13 protein-coding genes and 1 tRNA gene are annotated in these 18644 nt (G+C 60.4%); 6 read left to right on the forward strand and 8 right to left on the reverse strand.

Features of this window, described 5'->3' with window-relative positions:
• The first annotated feature begins 17 nt into the window (after positions 1-17).
• On the forward strand, positions 18-1262 hold the full coding sequence (locus FCH38_RS22680) for a hypothetical protein (protein ID WP_174375248.1): 1245 nt from the start codon (positions 18-20) through the stop codon (positions 1260-1262).
• 142 nt (positions 1263-1404) lie between these two features.
• Here FCH38_RS22680 and FCH38_RS22685 read toward each other — a convergent pair.
• From FCH38_RS22685 to FCH38_RS22710, 6 genes are all read right to left on the reverse strand, one after another.
• Positions 1405-1480, reverse strand: a tRNA-Phe gene (locus FCH38_RS22685).
• A 264-nt stretch (positions 1481-1744) separates the two neighbouring features.
• A complete protein-coding gene (locus FCH38_RS22690) occupies positions 1745-2176 on the reverse strand; it encodes a hypothetical protein (RefSeq protein WP_174375249.1) in 432 nt (143 codons plus the stop codon).
• 166 nt (positions 2177-2342) lie between these two features.
• Positions 2343-4559: a 3-hydroxyacyl-CoA dehydrogenase NAD-binding domain-containing protein gene (locus FCH38_RS22695; RefSeq protein WP_174375250.1), complete on the reverse strand. Its 2217-nt coding sequence runs from the start codon at positions 4557-4559 to the stop codon at positions 2343-2345.
• Positions 4560-4592: 33 nt separating this feature from the next.
• Positions 4593-4805 carry a hypothetical protein gene (locus FCH38_RS22700; RefSeq protein WP_174375251.1) on the reverse strand — a complete coding sequence of 71 codons (213 nt, stop codon included), beginning with the start codon at positions 4803-4805 and terminating at the stop codon, positions 4593-4595.
• Between the two features lie 10 nt (positions 4806-4815).
• Positions 4816-6024 (reverse strand): acetyl-CoA C-acetyltransferase, encoded by a 1209-nt coding sequence (locus tag FCH38_RS22705; protein ID WP_174375252.1) that lies wholly within the window; start codon positions 6022-6024, stop codon positions 4816-4818.
• A gap of 37 nt (positions 6025-6061) precedes the next feature.
• Positions 6062-7858 (reverse strand): acyl-CoA dehydrogenase C-terminal domain-containing protein, encoded by a 1797-nt coding sequence (locus tag FCH38_RS22710; RefSeq protein WP_174375253.1) that lies wholly within the window; start codon positions 7856-7858, stop codon positions 6062-6064.
• 375 nt (positions 7859-8233) lie between these two features.
• Here FCH38_RS22710 and podJ point away from each other — a divergent pair, with 375 nt between their 5' ends.
• From podJ to FCH38_RS22730, 4 genes are all read left to right on the forward strand, one after another.
• Positions 8234-11983 (forward strand): cell division protein PodJ, encoded by a 3750-nt coding sequence (podJ, locus tag FCH38_RS22715; protein WP_174375254.1) that lies wholly within the window; start codon positions 8234-8236, stop codon positions 11981-11983.
• 264 nt (positions 11984-12247) lie between these two features.
• A complete protein-coding gene (locus FCH38_RS22720; protein ID WP_149898525.1) occupies positions 12248-13174 on the forward strand; it encodes a sulfite exporter TauE/SafE family protein in 927 nt (308 codons plus the stop codon).
• Complete coding sequence (locus FCH38_RS22725; RefSeq protein ID WP_174375255.1) at positions 13171-13998, forward strand: TIGR02186 family protein; 828 nt, start codon at positions 13171-13173, stop codon at positions 13996-13998. The genes FCH38_RS22720 and FCH38_RS22725 overlap by 4 nt, the downstream gene beginning before the upstream one ends.
• Before the next feature lie 159 nt (positions 13999-14157).
• Positions 14158-14595, forward strand: coding sequence for a universal stress protein (locus tag FCH38_RS22730; protein ID WP_149898523.1), 438 nt, complete (start codon positions 14158-14160; stop codon positions 14593-14595).
• Between the two features lie 78 nt (positions 14596-14673).
• Here the strand turns inward: FCH38_RS22730 and pdeM are convergent, their stop codons facing one another.
• Both pdeM and FCH38_RS22740 read right to left on the reverse strand, forming a co-directional pair.
• Positions 14674-15402, reverse strand: coding sequence for a ligase-associated DNA damage response endonuclease PdeM (gene pdeM, locus FCH38_RS22735; protein ID WP_174375256.1), 729 nt, complete (start codon positions 15400-15402; stop codon positions 14674-14676).
• A 22-nt stretch (positions 15403-15424) separates the two neighbouring features.
• Complete coding sequence (locus FCH38_RS22740; RefSeq protein WP_236776685.1) at positions 15425-18016, reverse strand: ligase-associated DNA damage response DEXH box helicase; 2592 nt, start codon at positions 18014-18016, stop codon at positions 15425-15427.
• A 49-nt stretch (positions 18017-18065) separates the two neighbouring features.
• On the opposite strand from FCH38_RS22740, the gene FCH38_RS22745 reads away from it, so the two are divergent.
• Positions 18066-18569, forward strand: coding sequence for an RrF2 family transcriptional regulator (locus FCH38_RS22745; protein WP_174375258.1), 504 nt, complete (start codon positions 18066-18068; stop codon positions 18567-18569).
• The last annotated feature ends 75 nt before the right edge of the window (positions 18570-18644 follow it).

The raw sequence follows: 18644 nt of genomic DNA on the forward strand, positions 1-18644 counted from the left end.
TATCCGGAGGATGAGGCGTGGGACCAGCAACGTTATTCGATAAGTCCTTCATAGAAATGCTCAGCGTCGATCAAGCGGCAATGTTCGACCTCATGTTTTCGACGGTGATCTCGCCAATATTCTACGTCGAAGTTCTCGCTGATTTGGAGAAAGACGACCCAAAAACTCGGACGCGCGAAAAGGTAGTCGCCGACGTCGCTAAGAAGACGCCTGTCATTCACTCTTATCCGAACGTGTCGCATCAAACGCTTTGTTTAAACGAGTTGCTGGGCTTTCCAGTAGAGCAGCGCAGATTCCCGACGATCCACGGCGGAAAGCCTGTTATGCACAAGGGTAAGCTTGCACTGGTGAAGGAGCAGTCCGATGAGTCGAAAGCATTCGACCGTTGGCAGGCGGAACGCTTCCATGACGTCGAGCGAGAGTTCGCGAAGGACTGGCGCGCTGCGCTCAAGGATTTCGACAACGGCGCGCTGGCGACGCTCACCAAAAAGTCTTTGCAGATCGACGACTCACCGAAGAACCACGAGCACGCTTTGGAGATCGCCAGGGATGTTCTCACCCGCAACGGACAGCATTTTCTCAACCTCAAGCTTGGTTATCATTTTTTGGGCCTTGATCCGAACCTTTGGCGCATCGTTGAAGCAAGATGGAAGGCCAAGGGGCACCAATCAATCCCGGACTACGCTCCGTATTTTACGCACTGCCTGACAGTAGACATCTTCTTCAATCTCCTCATGACAAAGAGGATTATTTCGCCCGACAGGCCAAGCAATCGCACGGATGTAGCATACCTCTACTACCTGCCTTTCTCGACGCTGTTCGTATCGGAGGACAGACTCCACCGCCGGATAGCCCCGCTCTTCATGGGGAAGGATCAATTCATGGTTCAAGGCGCAGAACTAAAGGCGGACCTAATGAAGCTTGATGAGTACTTCTCCGCTTTGCCCGAGGAAGAGCTAAAAAAGGGCCTATTCAGGGTCGCCTCGAGCCCGCCTGATGACGACGCCTATCTAACTACGCGTCTATGGAGGCAGTGCGGTCTTTCGACGGCCCCGAAACCCCCTGTAACCGAGCAAGCGAAATATACGGGGCTCCTCAGCCAGATGAAAGAGATTATCGCGTTGGCGAAGCACCCCCAACAACGCTCGTTCAGCCGGTCCGAACTCAAGAACGCTGACCATCAAATGATTCGGCGTATGGTCCCGAGAGAATGGGGAAAATGGACTATCATACCGCCCGACGTGGAAGGCTTCGACGAATAGACCGCTTCCAGCTATTCGTGACGCTTTCTTTCGCGGGTAAAGTTGGCCAACAACGACTAAAAATTTTTAAGCCAAGGTGGAGACTTCACAAACGCAATCCAGTTAACATCAAAACTGAAGTAATTTGTCTTCGTGGAAATAATGGTGCCCGGAGGCGGATTTGAACCACCGACACGCGGATTTTCAATCCGCTGCTCTACCAACTGAGCTATCCGGGCACTTCAGGTCCTTGAAGAACCTCCGCTTTTGGCGGGCGGGGCTATTTTGGTGCCCCGAAAGTGAGCGGGGTTATAACATCTTGTTCGGACATGGCAAGCGCCATCGCGAAGTTTTTTGACAGTTTTTTCACGAGGGCTGTGGATGGCTGGAATGTCTACCCGGCACTGGCCGGATTGCGGGAGAAAACCCGTTATCGGCCATGTGCCGCGCCCTACGGCGTCCGGCCGCTACCCGGCCCGGCATAGCGGCATGGGAAGCGGCAGCTAGGCCGTTTCGCTGCGTCGTGCGGCAAGGCCAAGCGCGAAAGGCACCACGGCCACCAGCGCCGCCATGACGGGCGAGGAAGCGAAGATGCGGCTGGCAAGCGAGGTAACGGCGACTGAGCGCACCACCATCATCAGACGGGAATTCTCGCGGTCTCTTTCATGGTGCGCCTGTGCGGGCCTGTGGCGGGAATGCCGGGCCGCCTCCAGCCGTTTGACATCACGGCGGATCTTGTCGACCTCTCTGCGAAGCTCTTCCAGTTCGGCGCGCAGCGACGGATCAACGGTATTCTCAGCACGCGTCCTCTTCGCCGTGGTTTTTTCCGTCTTTGCTTCCGCGGCTATCGCCTCAGCCTCTTCATCCAGCTCTGCCAGATGGTCGTCGAGGTCCGTGGGCTTGTCGAAACCGTGGGATCGCAGTGGTGCTTTCATCGCTGTCTCCTGGGGCGTGCTGAATTGCGGCGGCGGGCGTCTTTGCCCGGTCTCGCCGTTTCAACGTCTCAGCCGGGCAAAGGATGCACATAAAGCGATCAGCGCGGTATATTCGGCTCAAAAAAACAGGCCCCGAAGGGCCTGTTTACTGTTCTGCCGTGAAGCCTCAGGCCGCCTTGGCGGCGCTGGCATAGGGATCGAAGCGACCGTAGAAGGTTTCGCCCTTGGCGGCCATGTCCTTCAGGAGTGGCGTCGGCTTGAAGCGCGGGCCATAAGCCTCGCTGAGCTTTTCGGCCAGAGCGACGAAATTCTTCGCGCCCATGCCGTCAATGTAGGACAACGCGCCGCCGGTATAGGGCGCGAAACCGAAACCGAGAATCGAGCCGACATCCGCCTCACGCGGATCGGTGACGATGCCTTCTTCCACCGTGCGGGCGGCTTCCAGCGCCACGGTGACGAGGAAGCGCTGTTTCAGCACCTCCATATCCACGTATTCAGGCTTCTGCTGCGGATAAAGGTCCTTCAGGCCGGGCCAGAGGGACTTCTTGGCGGGCTTTTCCGGATAATCGTAAAAGCCCTTGGCGTTCTTGCGGCCAAACCGGCCCTCGCCTTCCACCAGCTTCTTCACCAGTTCCATATGGCGCGGATCGACGGCCTTTTCGCCGAGATCGGCGGCGGTGGCTTTCAGGATCTTGTAGGAAAGATCGATAGCCACCTCATCGTTCAGCGCCAGCGGGCCAACCGGCATGCCGGCGAATTTCGCGGCATTTTCGATCATGGCGGCGGGCACGCCTTCGATCAGCATGTCGTAGCTTTCCGCCATATAGCGCAGCACGCAGCGATTGACGAAGAAACCGCGCGTATCGTTGACGACGATCGGCGTCTTTTTGATCTTGGCCACATAATCCAGAGCGACGGCGAGCGCCTTGTCGCCGGTTTCCTTGCCGAGGATCACTTCCGTCAGCATCATCTTCTCGACCGGCGAGAAGAAATGGATGCCGATGAAATCGGTCGGGCGCTTCGAGTTCTTCGCAAGGCCCGTGATCGGCAAAGTGGAGGTGTTGGAGGCGAAGATCGCACCTTCCGGCAGCACCGCTTCCACGGCCTCGATGACGGCCTTCTTCACATCACGGTCTTCGAAGACGGCCTCGATGACGAGATCGGCATCCGCGAGTGCGGCGTAATCGGATGTCGGGGTAACGAGGTCGAGCAGGGCCTTGCCCTCCTCCTGCGTCAGCCTGCCCTTGCCGATGGCGGCCTTGACGCTTTCTTCACAATGGCCCTTGCCCTTGTCGGCGGCTTCCTGATCGCGGTCCACCAGCGTGACGGGTATGCCGGCTGCGGCGGTAACATAAGCGACGGCAGCGCCCATGAAGCCCGCGCCGACAACGCCAACCTTTTTGAACTCCGTCTTCGGCTGGCCGGCCGGGCGGCGCGCGCCCTTGCCCAATTCCTGCATGGAAATGAATAGCGAGCGGATCATGCCGAAGGCTTCCTTCGAGCGAAGGACTTCGGTGAAATAACGCTGCTCCACCTTCAGCGCCGTATCGAAGGGCAATTGCAGGCCCTCATAGACGCATTTCAGAATGGCGAGTGCGGCCGGATAGTTGCCGGCGCTTTCGCGGCGCAGGATCGCCGGAGCTGCGGGCCAGAGCTGGGCAGCGGCCGGCGTCCAGATGCCGCCGCCGGGGGCCTTGAAGCCCTTTTCATCCCAGGGGGCGACCGGCTTCAGGCCGTCCTTGATCATCTGCTTTGCGGTTGCGACCAGCTGATCCGGTTCGACCACCTGATGCACCAGCCCCATGGCCTTGGCGCGCGTGCCGGTCAGCGACTGGCCCGTCGTCATCATCTGCAGCGCCGATTGCGCGTCCGTCAGGCGCGGCACGCGCTGGGTGCCACCGGCACCGGGAAAGATGCCGACCTTGACTTCCGGCAGGGCGATCTTGAGGCTCTTGGCATTCGACGCGACACGGCCGTGGCAGGCAAGCGACAGCTCAAAAGCGCCGCCCATGCAGGTGCCGTTGATGGCCGAGACCCACGGCTTGCCGTTGGTTTCCAGCTTGCGGAAGAGGCCCGTCATGCGGCCCACGAGTTCGAACAGCTTCGCCGCCGCCTGATCCGGGTTCTTCGCCTTCTCGTCATTGTAGAAGGAGAACATCGACTTGATCATCGAAAGATCGGCGCCGCCGGAAAACGTGCTCTTGCCTGACGTGAAGACGACGCCCTTGACGGCGCTATCGGCAACGGTGGCGTCAAGAATGGCGTTCAGCTCGTCCATCACGTCAGACGTGAAGACGTTCATGGATTTTTCCGGCATGTCCCAGGTGACGAGGGCAATGCCGTCTGCGTCCGTCTCGATGGTGAAATTGGTGTAAGTGCTCATTTGGGATTCCTCTTCCCTGAAATTTCCGTGCGGTTACGACAGTCCGATCACGAGGCTGATACAACCGACCACGAGAACGAGAAACACAACCAAACCCCAACGCTCTGCCCGGAGCCGCTGGACGTAGACAGGAGAAACGGGGCGGATGGACGCCTTATGATCCTGTGCCATGTCCTTTTCCAGATTGTGCCGAGCCAGCTGCTGTTCGATCTCGTTCTTGGGTCGCTCGTAAACCTCGCGCCTCATGACCAGCCTCTCAAACCCGCTCGATAACCGTCGCCGTGCCCATGCCCGCGCCGATGCAAAGCGTGACGAGCGCCACATTCAGATCGCGCCGCTCCAGCTCATCCAGCACCGTGCCGAGGATCATCGCGCCGGTTGCGCCCAGCGGATGACCCATGGCGATGGCGCCACCATTGACGTTCATCCGGTCGTGGCTGATATCGAAAGCCTGCATGTAACGCAGCACCACGGCGGCGAAGGCCTCGTTGAGTTCGAAAAGATCGATATCGGCAAGCGACATTCCGGTCTTTTTCAGCAGCTTTTCGGTCACGTCCACCGGGCCGGTCAGCATCAGCGCCGGGTCGGAGCCGATATTTGCGAAGGCCTTGATGCGGGCACGCGGTTTCACGCCCATTGCCTCGCCGCCCGCCTTCGAACCAACCAGCACGGCGGCAGCGCCATCGACGATGCCGGACGAGTTGCCGGCGTGGTGGACGTAGTTGATGCGCTCCACTTCCGGGTGGGCCATGATGCCGACGGCTTCGAAACCGCCCATTTCGCCGGGCATCTGGAAGGAAGGATTGAGGGAGGCAAGCGCCTGCATGTCCGTGCCGGGGCGCATATGCTCGTCGCGGTCAAGGATCGTCAGGCCGTTGCGGTCTTTCACCGGAATGACTGACTTGCTGAAATAGCCCTTCTCCCAGGCATGCGCCGCGCGCTTCTGGCTTTCCACCGCGTAGGCATCGACATCGTCACGGGAAAAGCCGTATTTCGTGGCAATGAGATCGGCGGAAACGCCCTGCGGCATGAAGAAGGCCGGGAAATTGACCGAAGGGTCCATGTACCATGCACCGCCCGACATGCCCATGCCGACGCGCGACATGCTTTCCACGCCACCAGCGATGACGATATCGTCCGAACCCGCCTTGACCTTGCCAGCCGCGAAGTTGATGGCGTCGAGACCCGAAGCGCAGAAGCGTGAGATCTGCATGCCCGGTGCCTTGTTGGAATAACCGGCCTCGAAGGCGGCAGCCTTCGGGATCACTGCACCGGCATCCATGACAGGATCGACGCAGCCCATGATGATGTCATCGACAGCAGAGGTGTCGAGCCCATTGCGGTCACGGATGGCTTCGAGCGTCTTGGCGGCAAGGCGAACGGAGGGCACCTCATGCAGGCTGCCATCCTTCTTGCCGCGTCCGCGCGGGGTGCGGACATGGTCGTAGATGTAAACGTCGGTCATAAACTCTCTCCCTATGGCGTGCTTACCGCCAACCTTCTCAGAATGCTTCCGCAGCCAGTTCCATCATGGTGTCCGCGCCGGTTTCGATGCGGGCCTTGCGCAGCGCCGTTTCCGGCATGATGCGCTCCATGTAAAACTTTGCCGTGACAAGCTTGGTCTTGAGGTAATCCTCATCCGAAGCGCTACCCGCCGCAAGCGCTTCGCTGGCGGCTTTCGCCATACGCGCCTGCATGTAGCCCAGCACCACGATGCCAAAGAGATGCATGTAGTCTGTCGAACCGGCACCGGCATTGTCGGGCTTGGCCATGGCGTTCTGCATGAACCACATGGTTGCGGCCTGCAGGTCGTTCAAGCCCTTCTTCAGACCCTTGGTGTAAAGCGCAAGCTTTTCGTCGGCGCGGTTTTCCTCGCAGAAATCACCGATTTCCTTGAACAGCGCCATGACGGCGCGGCCGCCATTCATGCCGAGCTTGCGGCCGACCAGATCGAGAGCCTGAATGCCGTTGGCGCCCTCATAAATCATGGTGATACGCGCATCGCGGACATATTGGCTCATGCCATGTTCCTCGATGTAACCGTGGCCGCCGAAGACCTGCTGAGCCATCACGGCGTGGTCGAAGCCCTTGTCGGTCAACACGCCTTTCAGGATCGGCGTAACGAGGCTAAGCAGATCATCCGCCGCCTGCCGCTCTTTCTCGTCGGTCGAGCGATGGGCGATATCGGATTGCAGCGCGGTCCACAGAAGGAAAGCACGGCCCGCCTCGTTATAGGCCTTGATGGTCATCAGCGTGCGGCGGATATCCGGGTGCACGATAATCGGATCGGCCTTCTTGTCCGGGAATTTCGCGCCGGAAAGCGAGCGGCCCTGAATGCGCTCACGGGCATATTCGACAGCGTTCTGATAGGCGATCTCGCCAACGGAAAGCCCCTGCAAGCCGACGCCCAAACGGGCCTCGTTCATCATCACGAACATGGCCGAAAGGCCCTTGTTCTCCGCACCCAGCAGATACCCTGTCGCATCATCATAGTTCATGACGCAGGTGGCATTGCCGTGAATGCCCATCTTGTGCTCGATCGCGCCACAGGTGACGCCATTGCGCTCCCCGAGCGTGCCGTCGTCCTTCACCAGGAATTTCGGCACGATGAACAGCGAAATACCCTTGGTACCCTCTGGCGCGCCTTCGATGCGGGCAATCACCAGATGAACGATGTTGTCCGTCATGGAATGTTCGCCGGCGGAGATGAAGATCTTCTGGCCGGAAATCTTGTAAGTGCCGTCGCCCTGCGGCACCGCCTTGGTGCGCAGCAGGCCGAGATCGGTGCCGCAATGGGGTTCGGTCAGGTTCATGGTGCCGGACCATGTGCCGTCCACCATCTTCGGCAGCCAGGTTTCCTTCTGCTCCTGAGTGCCATGCACGAGGACTGCGGCAATCGCGCCCTGCGTCAGGCCGGGATACATCATCAGCGACAGGTTGGCGGAAGACATATATTCGCCGATCGCCGCATGGAGCGTATAAGGCAGGCCCTGCCCGCCAAATTCAGACGGAACGGCAAGACCGATCCAGCCGCCCTCGCAATAGGCGTCATAGGCTTGCTTGAACCCGTCAGGCACGGAAACCGAACCATCATCGGCGCGCTTGCAGCCCTGTTGATCGCCGGAAAGGTTGAGCGGGAAAAGCCGCTCTTCAGCAAGCTTCGCCGCCTCGCCGGTAATGGCCTCGATCATGTCAGGGGTTGCATCTTCAAAGCCGGGCAGGTTGTTATACCGCTCGAGGCCGAGAACGTCGTTCAGGATAAAAAGCGTGTCTTTGACTGGGGCCTTGTAAACAGGCATTACCGATGTTCCTCCGCATCGTGGGGCCGGAGACAATCCGGCGGATATGGGATGACAATATTTGACGTGCGCGTAAACGTCAAATAAATTTCAACGGAATCTCGCCGATCCTCTCCTCCCAAATGGCTGCTCAGCCCGGCGCGGCCCGCCCCCGCGCCACAAAAGTTAAAAAATTCCAACCATAGTTAACCACTTCTTTACCACGTTTCGTGAATTCTCCGACAAGAGGTAACTGCTTCGTTCATCGGCGCATTTTCCTCCAAGGGGGCGAATACCGGCTCTGGAATTGCTGCATGTTGCAGCGACGGCATGCACAGGCAGGCAACGTCGCGACAACAACCGGGCATAGCGGGCGGAAGCGAAGCGAGCGAGAAGATGAACGGATTGCGATCGAATAACCAACAGCCAAGCGACAGATCGTCTCTTGATGCTCTCAATCGCACCATTGAAGGCCTTGAAGCCCGTATTGAAGGGCTGATGAGCCAGAAGTTTCCGCGCGAGCCGCGTCCGAGCCCCGCGCCCGAGCCGAAAGGCGAGGCTTACGCCGCGCCGCGCGAACCCCGCGCCACGGTTACCCCGCCGCAACTTGACCCCGTCAACGAAATCCGCCAGCGCCAGCGCCTTCTCGAGGCGAGCTTCCAGCGCCCGCAGGAACCCGTTGCGCGTCCGGAACGGACAATTACCCGCCCGCTTGCACCGGAATATCGGCCGAACGTTCAAAACACGACGGCCAACGCCGCTCCGCGCGTGCGTTCCATTCCGCCATATCAGGAACCGCAGCGCAATGACGCCGCCCTGCAGGAGATCGCGCAGGCGCTCGTCAATCTTCGCCATGAGCTGAAGCACGATATTTCCGAGGGCGTGGCCCGCGAAGCGCAGGGGCTGCGGACCGAAATCCGCAATATTCGCGCGGTGGCGGAAGACCAGCAATTTATCGGCGACCTGCGCGATGACATCGCCCGGCTTGCCGGCAGCATCGACCAGCTCGGCAACCTCGCATCTCCTGACGCCTACGGGCTGCGCAACGAGTTCGAAGACCTGCGTCTCACCATCGACCAGCTTGCGCGCGAAGACAGCGTGCACCGGATCGAAAGCCGCTGGAACAATGTGGAAGACACGTTGCGCGGTTTCGATGCGACCTCATTGCAGGATGAGATCGTGTCGCTTGCCTATCGTCTTGATGACATCAAGACCCAGCTTGGCGGCATGAGCAACAATCCGGCCGTGCGTGTGCTCGAGGAAAAGCTGATTGCGATTGCCAGCGCCGTGGAGCAGCTCGGCAAGCATATGCAGCCCAATGAGGCCGCCTTTACCGAACAGTTTTCCGGTCTCGACCAGCGGCTGGACGAAATCAGCCGCGCCATTGCCGCGACCAATACCCGCTCCAACACGCAGGCTACGGATAATGCGCTGGCGCAGCGGCTGGAAACCCGTCTGAACGGCCTTGCCGAACAGCTCGGCGATATCAACCGCCTCGCCGCCGCCAAGCCTGAGCCGGCACTGGACCTGACTGCCCGCCTTGAAGCGCTGTCTGGCAAGATTGACGAACTCAGCACCGCCCGCGACGCCGCCCAGCTGCATGAGCGGCTGGACCAGCTTTCGCTGCTTCTGGAGCGGTCGCAGCGCCCCTCGCAGCAGGCGGAACTGACGTCTTTCCTCAGCGACATTTCCCGCAAGATCGATGCGCTGGATCATGGCGCCGTCAATGATGGCCTGGCAGAACGGCTCGATACGCTGTCGCGCCGCATTGAAGACCTCGATTATCGATACAGCCAGCCGCAGCCGGCATCGGGCCTCAGCGAAAGCGCCTTTTCGCGCCTGGAAGAGCGGCTTGGCAATATCGCTGCGCGTCTTGACGAGACCGCTCATGCCGCCCCCGCCGATAGCGGCGCGCTCACAAGCCTCGAAAACCAGATCGCCCACCTTTCCTCGCTGATCAGCCAGCCGGGCTACCACCAGCCGGCCGGCATGTCGCCGGAACTCGACTCCCGCATGGCGGCAATCGAGGACTATATGGCGTCGAACGACGAATATATCATCGAAGCGGCTCGGCAGGCGGCCGAAGCGGTTCTGGACGCCTATACCCGCAACAATCTTTCGGCTGGCGCAAACCTCGCCGACATGACGATGCTGACCGATCTTGCAACCGATCTGCGCAGCCTCGAAGCCTTGAGCCGCAATACCGAAGAGCGCACGCACCGCACTTTTGAGGCGCTGCATGAGACGCTGGTGCAGATCGCCGGCCGTCTCGATAGCCTGGACAACGCTCCCGCCTATCGCGAAGAGGCCGCGCCCCGCAAGGTTGCGCAGCATATGGTCACGCCCGCCCGCGAAGATGTGGCCATGCCAGCCGCCATCTTCCCGGAAGAAGGTTACATCGCCGAAGAACAGGCGATTCTCGACGCCGACGAAAACGAAGCGGATGCGATGGCCGTTGTGCCGCCAGCTGCCGCAAAACCCGCCAAGGCGGAAAAGAAGAGCCTGCTTGCCGGCCTGACGAAACGGTTCAAGACCAGCACGGCGAAGACCGTCAAAGCTGCGGAAGAGCCGGTCTCGGCCTCCTCTGCCCGCACGCAGGTGGAGCCGGCTCCATCGCTCGACCCGATCGACGTGCTGCCCGCAGGCCAGGAAAACGAACTTCTGGAGCCGGGTTCGGGCGCCCCTGACATCAAGAAGATACTGGAACGTGTGCGCGCCAGCCAGGTGGCTGCCAGCGGCAAGGCCGTAGATGCCGAAGGACGGACGGATTTCATTGCCGCCGCCCGCCGCGCAGCACAGGCTGCGGCCATGGAAACATCGCCAGAAAAGCTCGAAACCGGCAAGAAGAGCCGCAAGGCCGACGCTTCGGCGCTGTCGCGCTATCGTCGCCCGCTGCTGCTTGGTATCGGCGCCATTCTTCTCGCCATGATGGCCATGCCGCTCGTCAAGACGATGATCGGTGGCGCGGAAGCTCCGGCACCAGTCATCGAGCAGAAGATGGACAATGCACCGGTCTCGGCACTTCCCGAAACCGGCGACAAGGCCGTGACCATCCCTTCCGATCTCGCCATCGATCCCGAGCAGGCGGCATCGGCTGATAGCATCGAGAATAATGCGCCGGCGCAGAACAGCATCGATGCCCGCACCATTGGCGGCGCACCGCTCGCAGACGAGCCGCCGGTTGCCGATGTGTCGGTCGTGGACCCGGCAACGCCAGACACGGTCGCAAAGAGCGAACCGCAGGCTCCGACGCAAACCGTCACCACCGTTGTTCCACCGCAGGACGCCATCGCGGTTCCCGCCGGCATTGAGCCCGCATCTCTGGCCGAAGCGGCCGCCAAGGGCGAAACGCAGGCGCTGTTCGAGATCGCCGCCCGTTATACCGAAGGTCGTGGTGTTACCGCCGATCGTGCGGAAGCAGCGAAATGGTACAAGCTTGCGGCGGATCGTGGCCTGGCGCCTGCGCAATACCGTCTCGCCAATCTTTACGAGAAGGCGAACGGTGTGGAGCGCAACCTTTCGGAGGCCAAGCGCTACTACACGCTGGCTGCTGAACAGGGCAATGCCGGCGCCATGCACAACCTCGCCGTCCTGCTCGCATCCGACGCGGCCGGCCAGCCGGATTTCACCGCTGCGGCGCAATGGTTCATCAAGGCCTCGGAACTCGGCGTGCGCGACAGCCAGTTCAACCTCGCCATTCTTTATGCCCGCGGCAGCGGCGTGAAGCAGGATATCGAGGAATCCTACAAATGGTTCGCGATTGCCGCCAAGGATGGCGATGCGGACGCCGCCCAGAAGCGTGACGAGGTTGCCGGAGCCATGAACCCGCAACAGCTTCAGAGCGCCAAGTCCAAGGTGGACGCTTGGAAGGTCAAGCCGCTTTCGGAAGACACCAACAGCGTCAACCCGCCTGAAGAGTGGGCTGGCAAGGAAGGTGTGAAGACCGCCTCCGTGGACATGGAAAAGGCGATCCGCAACATTCAGGCGATCCTGAACAAGAACGGCTTCGATGCCGGCCAGCCGGATGGCAAGCTCGGCAAGAACACTGTCACCGCCATCAAGGATTTCCAGAAATCCGTCGGTCAGGCACCCGACGGGCGCATTACCAATGAACTGGTGACTGCACTGCTCGCCCGTAACAAGTAAGCCTTCCGGAACAGGTGAAGCGGCCGCCCTGGCCGCTTTTGCACCACTCGGCGCAGGAATGTGGCTGGCCATCGACACACAGCCGCTATCTTTCCAAATTATCAACGTATTTACCGTTGAATGTTGACAGGTCAGGCCCTCGCGGGCATGACGGATGAAGGCTGGGCATGCCCGGTCTTTTCAGACAGAAAGTGTAAATCGCGGCGCGGCCCCCTCACCCGGACAAGCCCTGCCGCCCGGAACCATTTGCCCGAGGTCCGAGCCGTGACTGTCTATCTGCCGATCGCAGAACTGTCGGTGAACATTTTCATCATTCTCGGCATGGGCGCGGCCGTCGGTTTTCTTTCCGGAATGTTCGGCGTGGGCGGCGGCTTTCTGATCACCCCGCTGCTGATTTTCTACAATATCCCGCCAGTCGTGGCTGTTGCGACGGGTGCTAACCAGGTGGTTGCCTCTTCCGTCTCCGGCTCGATCACGCATTTCCGGCGCGGCACGCTGGATATCAAGCTCGGCAGTGTGCTGCTTGTCGGTGGCCTCGTCGGGGCGACGGTCGGCGTGTGGATATTCTCCTTCCTGCGCAGCATCGGCCAGCTCGATCTCATCGTTTCGCTGCTCTATGTCATCCTGCTCGGCACCGTCGGCGCACTGATGCTGAAGGAGAGCATTTCGGCGCTGCGCCGCGCCGCCCGCAACGAAACCGTGACGCTGCGCCGACCGGGCCATCACAACTGGGTGCACCGCCTGCCGCTGAAAATGCGGTTCAAGAAATCGAAGATCTATCTCAGCATCATTCCCATCGTCACCCTTGGTTTCGGCATTGGCATCCTCACCTCGATCATGGGTGTCGGCGGCGGTTTTATCATGGTGCCGGCGATGATCTATCTTCTGCGCATTCCGACCAATGTCGTCGTCGGTACATCGCTGTTCCAGATCATTTTCGTGACCGCCTATACGACCATCGTTCAGGCGGCGACCAACTATTCCGTCGATGTGGTGCTGGCCTTCATCCTGATGGTGGCGGGTGTCATCGGCGCGCAATATGGCGTGCGCGTCGGGCAGAAACTGCGCGGCGAACAATTGCGCGCCCTTCTCGCCCTTCTCGTGCTCGCGGTCGCCCTTCGTCTTGCGGTCTCGCTGGTGGTGCGCCCGGAAGACCTGTTTTCGGTCGCCGTGGGAGGGCTGGGCTATTGACCTCTCGCCTGCTCATCGCCGCCCTTCTGCTCTTGCCGTGCCTTGCCTTTGGGAGCATGGCCTCAGCACAGACGCCGCCGCTTGCCCTGCCTCCCGGTACGCAGCAGCGGTCATTGCTGGAAAATATCGAAATCGGCGCATCGACGACGGAAATTCCCATCGCCTCCGATTTTCGCGGTGCGGATTTCACCCTCTTCGGCGCGTTGAACAACACCGACCAGCTGCTGCTGGCGATCGGCCAATATGATATTGTCGTTACGCTCGAAGGGCCGACCGACTACATGACCGTGCGTAAGAAAGAACGTATTGCGGGCATCTGGATCAATACAAGTGCGATCACCTTCACGCCGCTGCCGGAATCCTATTCCATGGCCAGTACACGCGACATCACGGATGTCGCCTCCCCAGGCACCTTGCGGGCCATGGGGCTGGGCGTTGACCACCTGTCGCTCAAGAGTGCGGTGTTTTCCGGCGTGCCCGACAATGTCTTCGATTTTCAGGAAGCCTATCGGCGTCTGAAGCTTTCCAGCGGTATCTATCGCAATGACACGACCGGGGTGAGACTGGAGCGCACCGGCCTGTTCTGGGCGACGCTTCGCCTGCCCGCCAACGTGCCGAACGGCGTGCACACGGCTCGCGCCTATCTGTTCAAGAGCGGCAAATTCATCGCGCAACGCGAGCTGAAACTGCGTGTCGTCAAGACGGGCATGGAACAGGCCATCACCGATGCGGCGCACCAGACGCCGCTTGCCTATGGCGCACTCTGCGTTCTGCTGGCCGTCGTGACCGGCTGGGGCGCCAGCATCATCTTCCGCAAGGACTGACCGCTTTTTCATCGCGAAAAAGAGAGCGTTTGCCGCTCGCAAGGGCAAAGATAGCATTCGCTTCCTTTGACGGTTTGCGGTAAAATTCAAGGCGTTACAACCATGCACCCAGACAGTGGCGGCAGCGCGGTTGCAACCGGGATGAAAAGGAGAAATGTCATGTTCAAGCACATTCTCATTCCCACCGATGGCTCGCCGCTGGCGCAGATCGCAATCGACAAAGGGTTCGCTCTGGCCAGAGAGGCAGGCGCAAAGGTGACCGTCGTGACGGTATCGGAACCCTTCCACGTGATTGCGAGCGACGTCGAAGACATTGCCGCCATTGCCGAAGAAGAATTCCACCGTTGCGAGGAGGCTGAGCATCTTCTCAGAGACACGCAGGCGCACGCAGCGTCGATGGGGCTGGATTGCGAAGCCCTGCTGGCACGGGCGGGACGGCCGGACGAAGCGATCGTCGAAATCGCCGACAGGACCGGCTGCGACCTCATCGCCATGGCCTCGCACCGGCGCAGGAGCTTTATCGAGATGCTGCTCGGCAGCGTCACGGCAAAGGTACTGAAGAACTCGAAGATACCGGTGCTGGTTTACCGGCAATAGAGCATTTCCGTCAAAAGTGCGTAGCGGTTTTACGTCCGGACAATGCGTAAAAACAAAAAGACAACGGCGATGATACGCTCAGCCGAGCAGATTTGAAAACCGCACCGAATAGATGCGGTCCCGTCCCATCAGATGCGCGACGAGCGCCGCATGATCGAACAGGCCGCGCATGGCCTTGTGGCGCAGATCCAGCCCGCCGCTCATCACCCCGAAAGCCGGCATCAACAGACGTGAACCATCCGTGGCGAAACACGGCCGCCGGACCGTCTTCTCGCGGCGGCGAACCGTGGCGGAGGGATGCAGATGCCCGGCGATTTCGCCGGCGGCATCGCCGACCTTCGGCTCATGGCGGAAAACGAGACTGCCATAAAACATCTCATCCACCGAAGACCCCGGCAGATCGACCGTGCCATCAGGATCGTGATTGCCGTTGATCCATATCCATTCGCGGCCACGGGCCATCTCGCGGATGAGTTCGCGCAGCATCAGCGGCAGGTGCTGAGAACCAACGCGATCGTGGAAATTGTCACCGAGACTGACGACGATCTTCGGATCGTAGCGGCTGACGAGGGACGACAGGATTTTGAGGGTGGCGATGGTGTCATATGGCGGCAGCATCCGCCCGCGCCGGGCAAAGGCCGCACCTTTTTCCAAATGCAGATCGGAGACGACAAGCAGGGACAGGTCCGGCAGGTAAAGCCCGCCCAACGGGTCACACCAGGCGGCGACGCCATTGATGGCGGTTTCGCTGCCGAGGCATTCGAAGCCGTTGGAAAACCTGTCGCTCAATGTCAGCCGGCTCAGCACTTTTACATTCGTTCCTTTATTTTCAGGACATCGCCTCGGCGATCAGCTCGTCGGCGGCTTCGGCCAGTACCTGATCCATCGCCTCGCCCGCCACCGTCTCGCGGCCGATTTCCAGCATGACCGGAACGGCAAGCGGCGAGACATGCTCCAGCGCGCGGTGGGTGGTATGACCCTTGATTCGCTTCAGCATATCGCCAAGACGGCCAATGTCCAAAAGTCCCGCCGCCGCATCGCGCCGCGTCGCTTCCAGCAGGATATGATCCGGCTCATGGCTGCGAAGAACGTCATAAATAAGATCGGCGGAGACCGTGACCTGCCGGCCGGTCTTTTCCTTGCCCGGATGGCGGCGCTCAATGAGGCCGGATATGACGGCGCAATTGCGGAAGGTGCGCTTCAGCATGAAGGATTCGTCCAGCCACGCCTCAAGATCATCGCCCAGCATATCCTCATCAAGAAGGTCTGTCAGCGACAAGCGGCGGGATTTCAGCCGCCTGCCGATATCCTCCATGGCCCAGATGGCGAGCGAATAATCGGTGGCGACGAAACCCATGGGTTTTGCGCCCGCCCGCTCCAGCCGCCGCGTCAGAAGCATGCCCAGCGTCTGGTGCGCCAGCCGTCCCTCGAAGGGATACATGACCATGAAGAAGCGCTTGCGGAACGGGAACGTTTCGACTAGCAACTCGTCGCGCTTCGGAATGATCGATTTTTCTTTCTGGATCGCCAGCCAGTCGCGCACCTGATCCGGAAGCGCCTGCCAACGGGCGGGGTCGGAGAGCATGGAACGCACCTGATCCGCAAGGTAAGTGGAAAGCGGAAACTTGCCGCCGGCATAGGAGGGGATTTTCGGGTCCATGGAGAAGGCCTGCGACACCAGGCATTCATTCTCCCTGATGCCTTCGAACCGCAGCACCTTGCCCGCAAAAAGAAACGTATCACCCTGCACCAGCTGTTCGAGGAAATATTCCTCCACCTTGCCGAGCGACATGCCGCCACGGCCGACCGTACCCTTGGCGTTGCGCTTGACCATGCGCACATTGAGTTCCGTCGCCTCGACGATAGTGCCGAGGTTCAGGCGATATTGCTGGGCGACGGCCGGATTGGAAACGCGCCAGCGGCCGTCCTTCATCTGACGGATGCGGGCGTAACGCTCATAGGTGCGCAGCGCGTAACCGCCTGTCGCGGTAAAATCCACCACCCGGTCGAAGGTGGCGCGCGGCAAATCCGCATAGGGCGAAGCGCTCGTTACTTCACGATAGAGCTCGTCGGCATCGAAAGGTTCGGCGCAGGCCATGCCGAGCACATGCTGGGCGAGAACATCAAGCGCGCCTTCGGCGATCGGCGGCGTGTCCTGCGCGCCGATGTAGTTGGCATCCAGTGCTGCCCGGCACTCCATCACCTCGAAGCGGTTGGCGGGGACGAGGATCGCTTTTGACGGCTCGTCCATGCGGTGGTTGGCGCGGCCGATGCGTTGGGCAAGGCGGCTCGCGCCCTTCGGCGCGCCGACATGCACGACGAGATCAACATCGCCCCAGTCTATGCCGAGATCGAGCGTGGAGGTGGCGACGACAGCGCGCAACTTGTTCTCCGCCATGGCCGCTTCCACCCTGCGGCGCTGGCCGGCATCCAGCGAGCCGTGATGCAGCGCGATCGGTAAGTTGTCGTCATTGATGGTCCAGAGTTCCTGGAAAATCCTTTCCGCCTGCGAGCGGGTGTTGACGAAGATCAGCGTTGTCTGGTGCTGTTTCAGCGCCGGATACAAATCCTTCATGGCGTAGCTTGCCGAATGGCCCGACCATGGGATGCGTTCTTCCGTCTGCAGAATGGCGATGTCCGGTTTTGCCCCGCCTTCGACCGTGATGAGACCGGCCGGCGGTTCGCCTTGTCCCTGCGGTGCGAGGTAACGGCGCAGATCCATCGGCTCCGCCACGGTGGCGGAAAGGCCGATGAAGCGCACATCGGGCGCATGTCGGCGCACCCGGGCGAGTGCCAGCGACAGCAAATGGCCGCGCTTGGAAGTGACGAGCGAATGCAACTCGTCCAGCACCACATATTTCAGGTCACTGAAAAAGCGCTCTGCTTCCTTGTTGGCGAGCAGCAGCGAGACCTGTTCCGGGGTGGTCAAGAGAATATCGGGCGGTTTGACCTTCTGGCGCTGACGTTTGGCCTGCGGCGTGTCACCCGTGCGCGTTTCGATGGAAATCGGCAGGTCCATTTCGAAGACTGGCTTCGTCAGGTTGCGCTCGATATCCACGGCAAGCGCTTTCAGCGGCGAAATATAGAGCGTGTGCACGCCGACAAAGCCGGAGCCGGGCGGCACCTTGCCGCGTTCCGCCAGATCAGTGAGCGAAGCCATGAAGCCGCCCAGCGTCTTGCCGGCGCCCGTCGGCGCGATCAACAGCATGTTTTCCCCGCCCCGCGCCCGCGCCATAAGCTCCAATTGATGCGCGCGCGGAGACCACCCTTTTTCAGCAAACCATTTCTGGAATGGAAGGGGCAAGGTGCCGACATGTGTGCCGGAAGTGGGAGACTCGGTGTGTTTCACGCCTTCAAGGTAGTGAAAAAGCTGCAAAAAAGAAGGGCGGAACATGGCCGCTTGACAGGAAACCATAATCATGGATAAATAATATCCACGATACTGAAGCACCAGAACATGGGAAAGACCGATGAAACTCGGCGACGGCGTGGAACAGGCCATTCACAGCGTAGGCATGCTGGCGGGACTTTCCGAAGGCGGCGTGCTTTCGGCAGCGGCGCTTGCGGAATTCCACGGCGTCTCCACGAGCTATCTTCTGAAACACCTGCAATCACTGTCGAGCGCGGGAATTGTCGCCACCGTGCCGGGGCCGAAAGGCGGTTACCGTCTGGCCAGGGCGACCGACAAGATCACGCTGCTCGATATCGTGCTGGCGGTCGAAGGACCGCAGCAAGCCTTTCGCTGCGCGGAAATCCGCCAGCGCGGACCGAACCCCTTGCCGGGGCGTTATTTCACCAAGCCTTGCGGCATCAATGCCGCGATGCTGAAAGCGGAGAAGGTCTACCGGGCGGAACTTGCCAAGACCAGCATCGCCGACATTCTGGGTGATCTTGTCGCCAATGACGATGGCGGGATTGCCGCGCGCGGCTGCGCCTTTCTGGAGTTGAACGAGCGCAAGACGATGACGCGCTGAAACCCGAAAAGACAGAACCACCGACAAACCTGCCAAGCCAATACCGGTGAGCCTGACAGCTTTCCGGACGGATAC

It is taken from the genome of Agrobacterium tumefaciens, assembly GCF_013337285.1.
GTDB lineage: Bacteria > Pseudomonadota > Alphaproteobacteria > Rhizobiales > Rhizobiaceae > Agrobacterium > Agrobacterium burrii.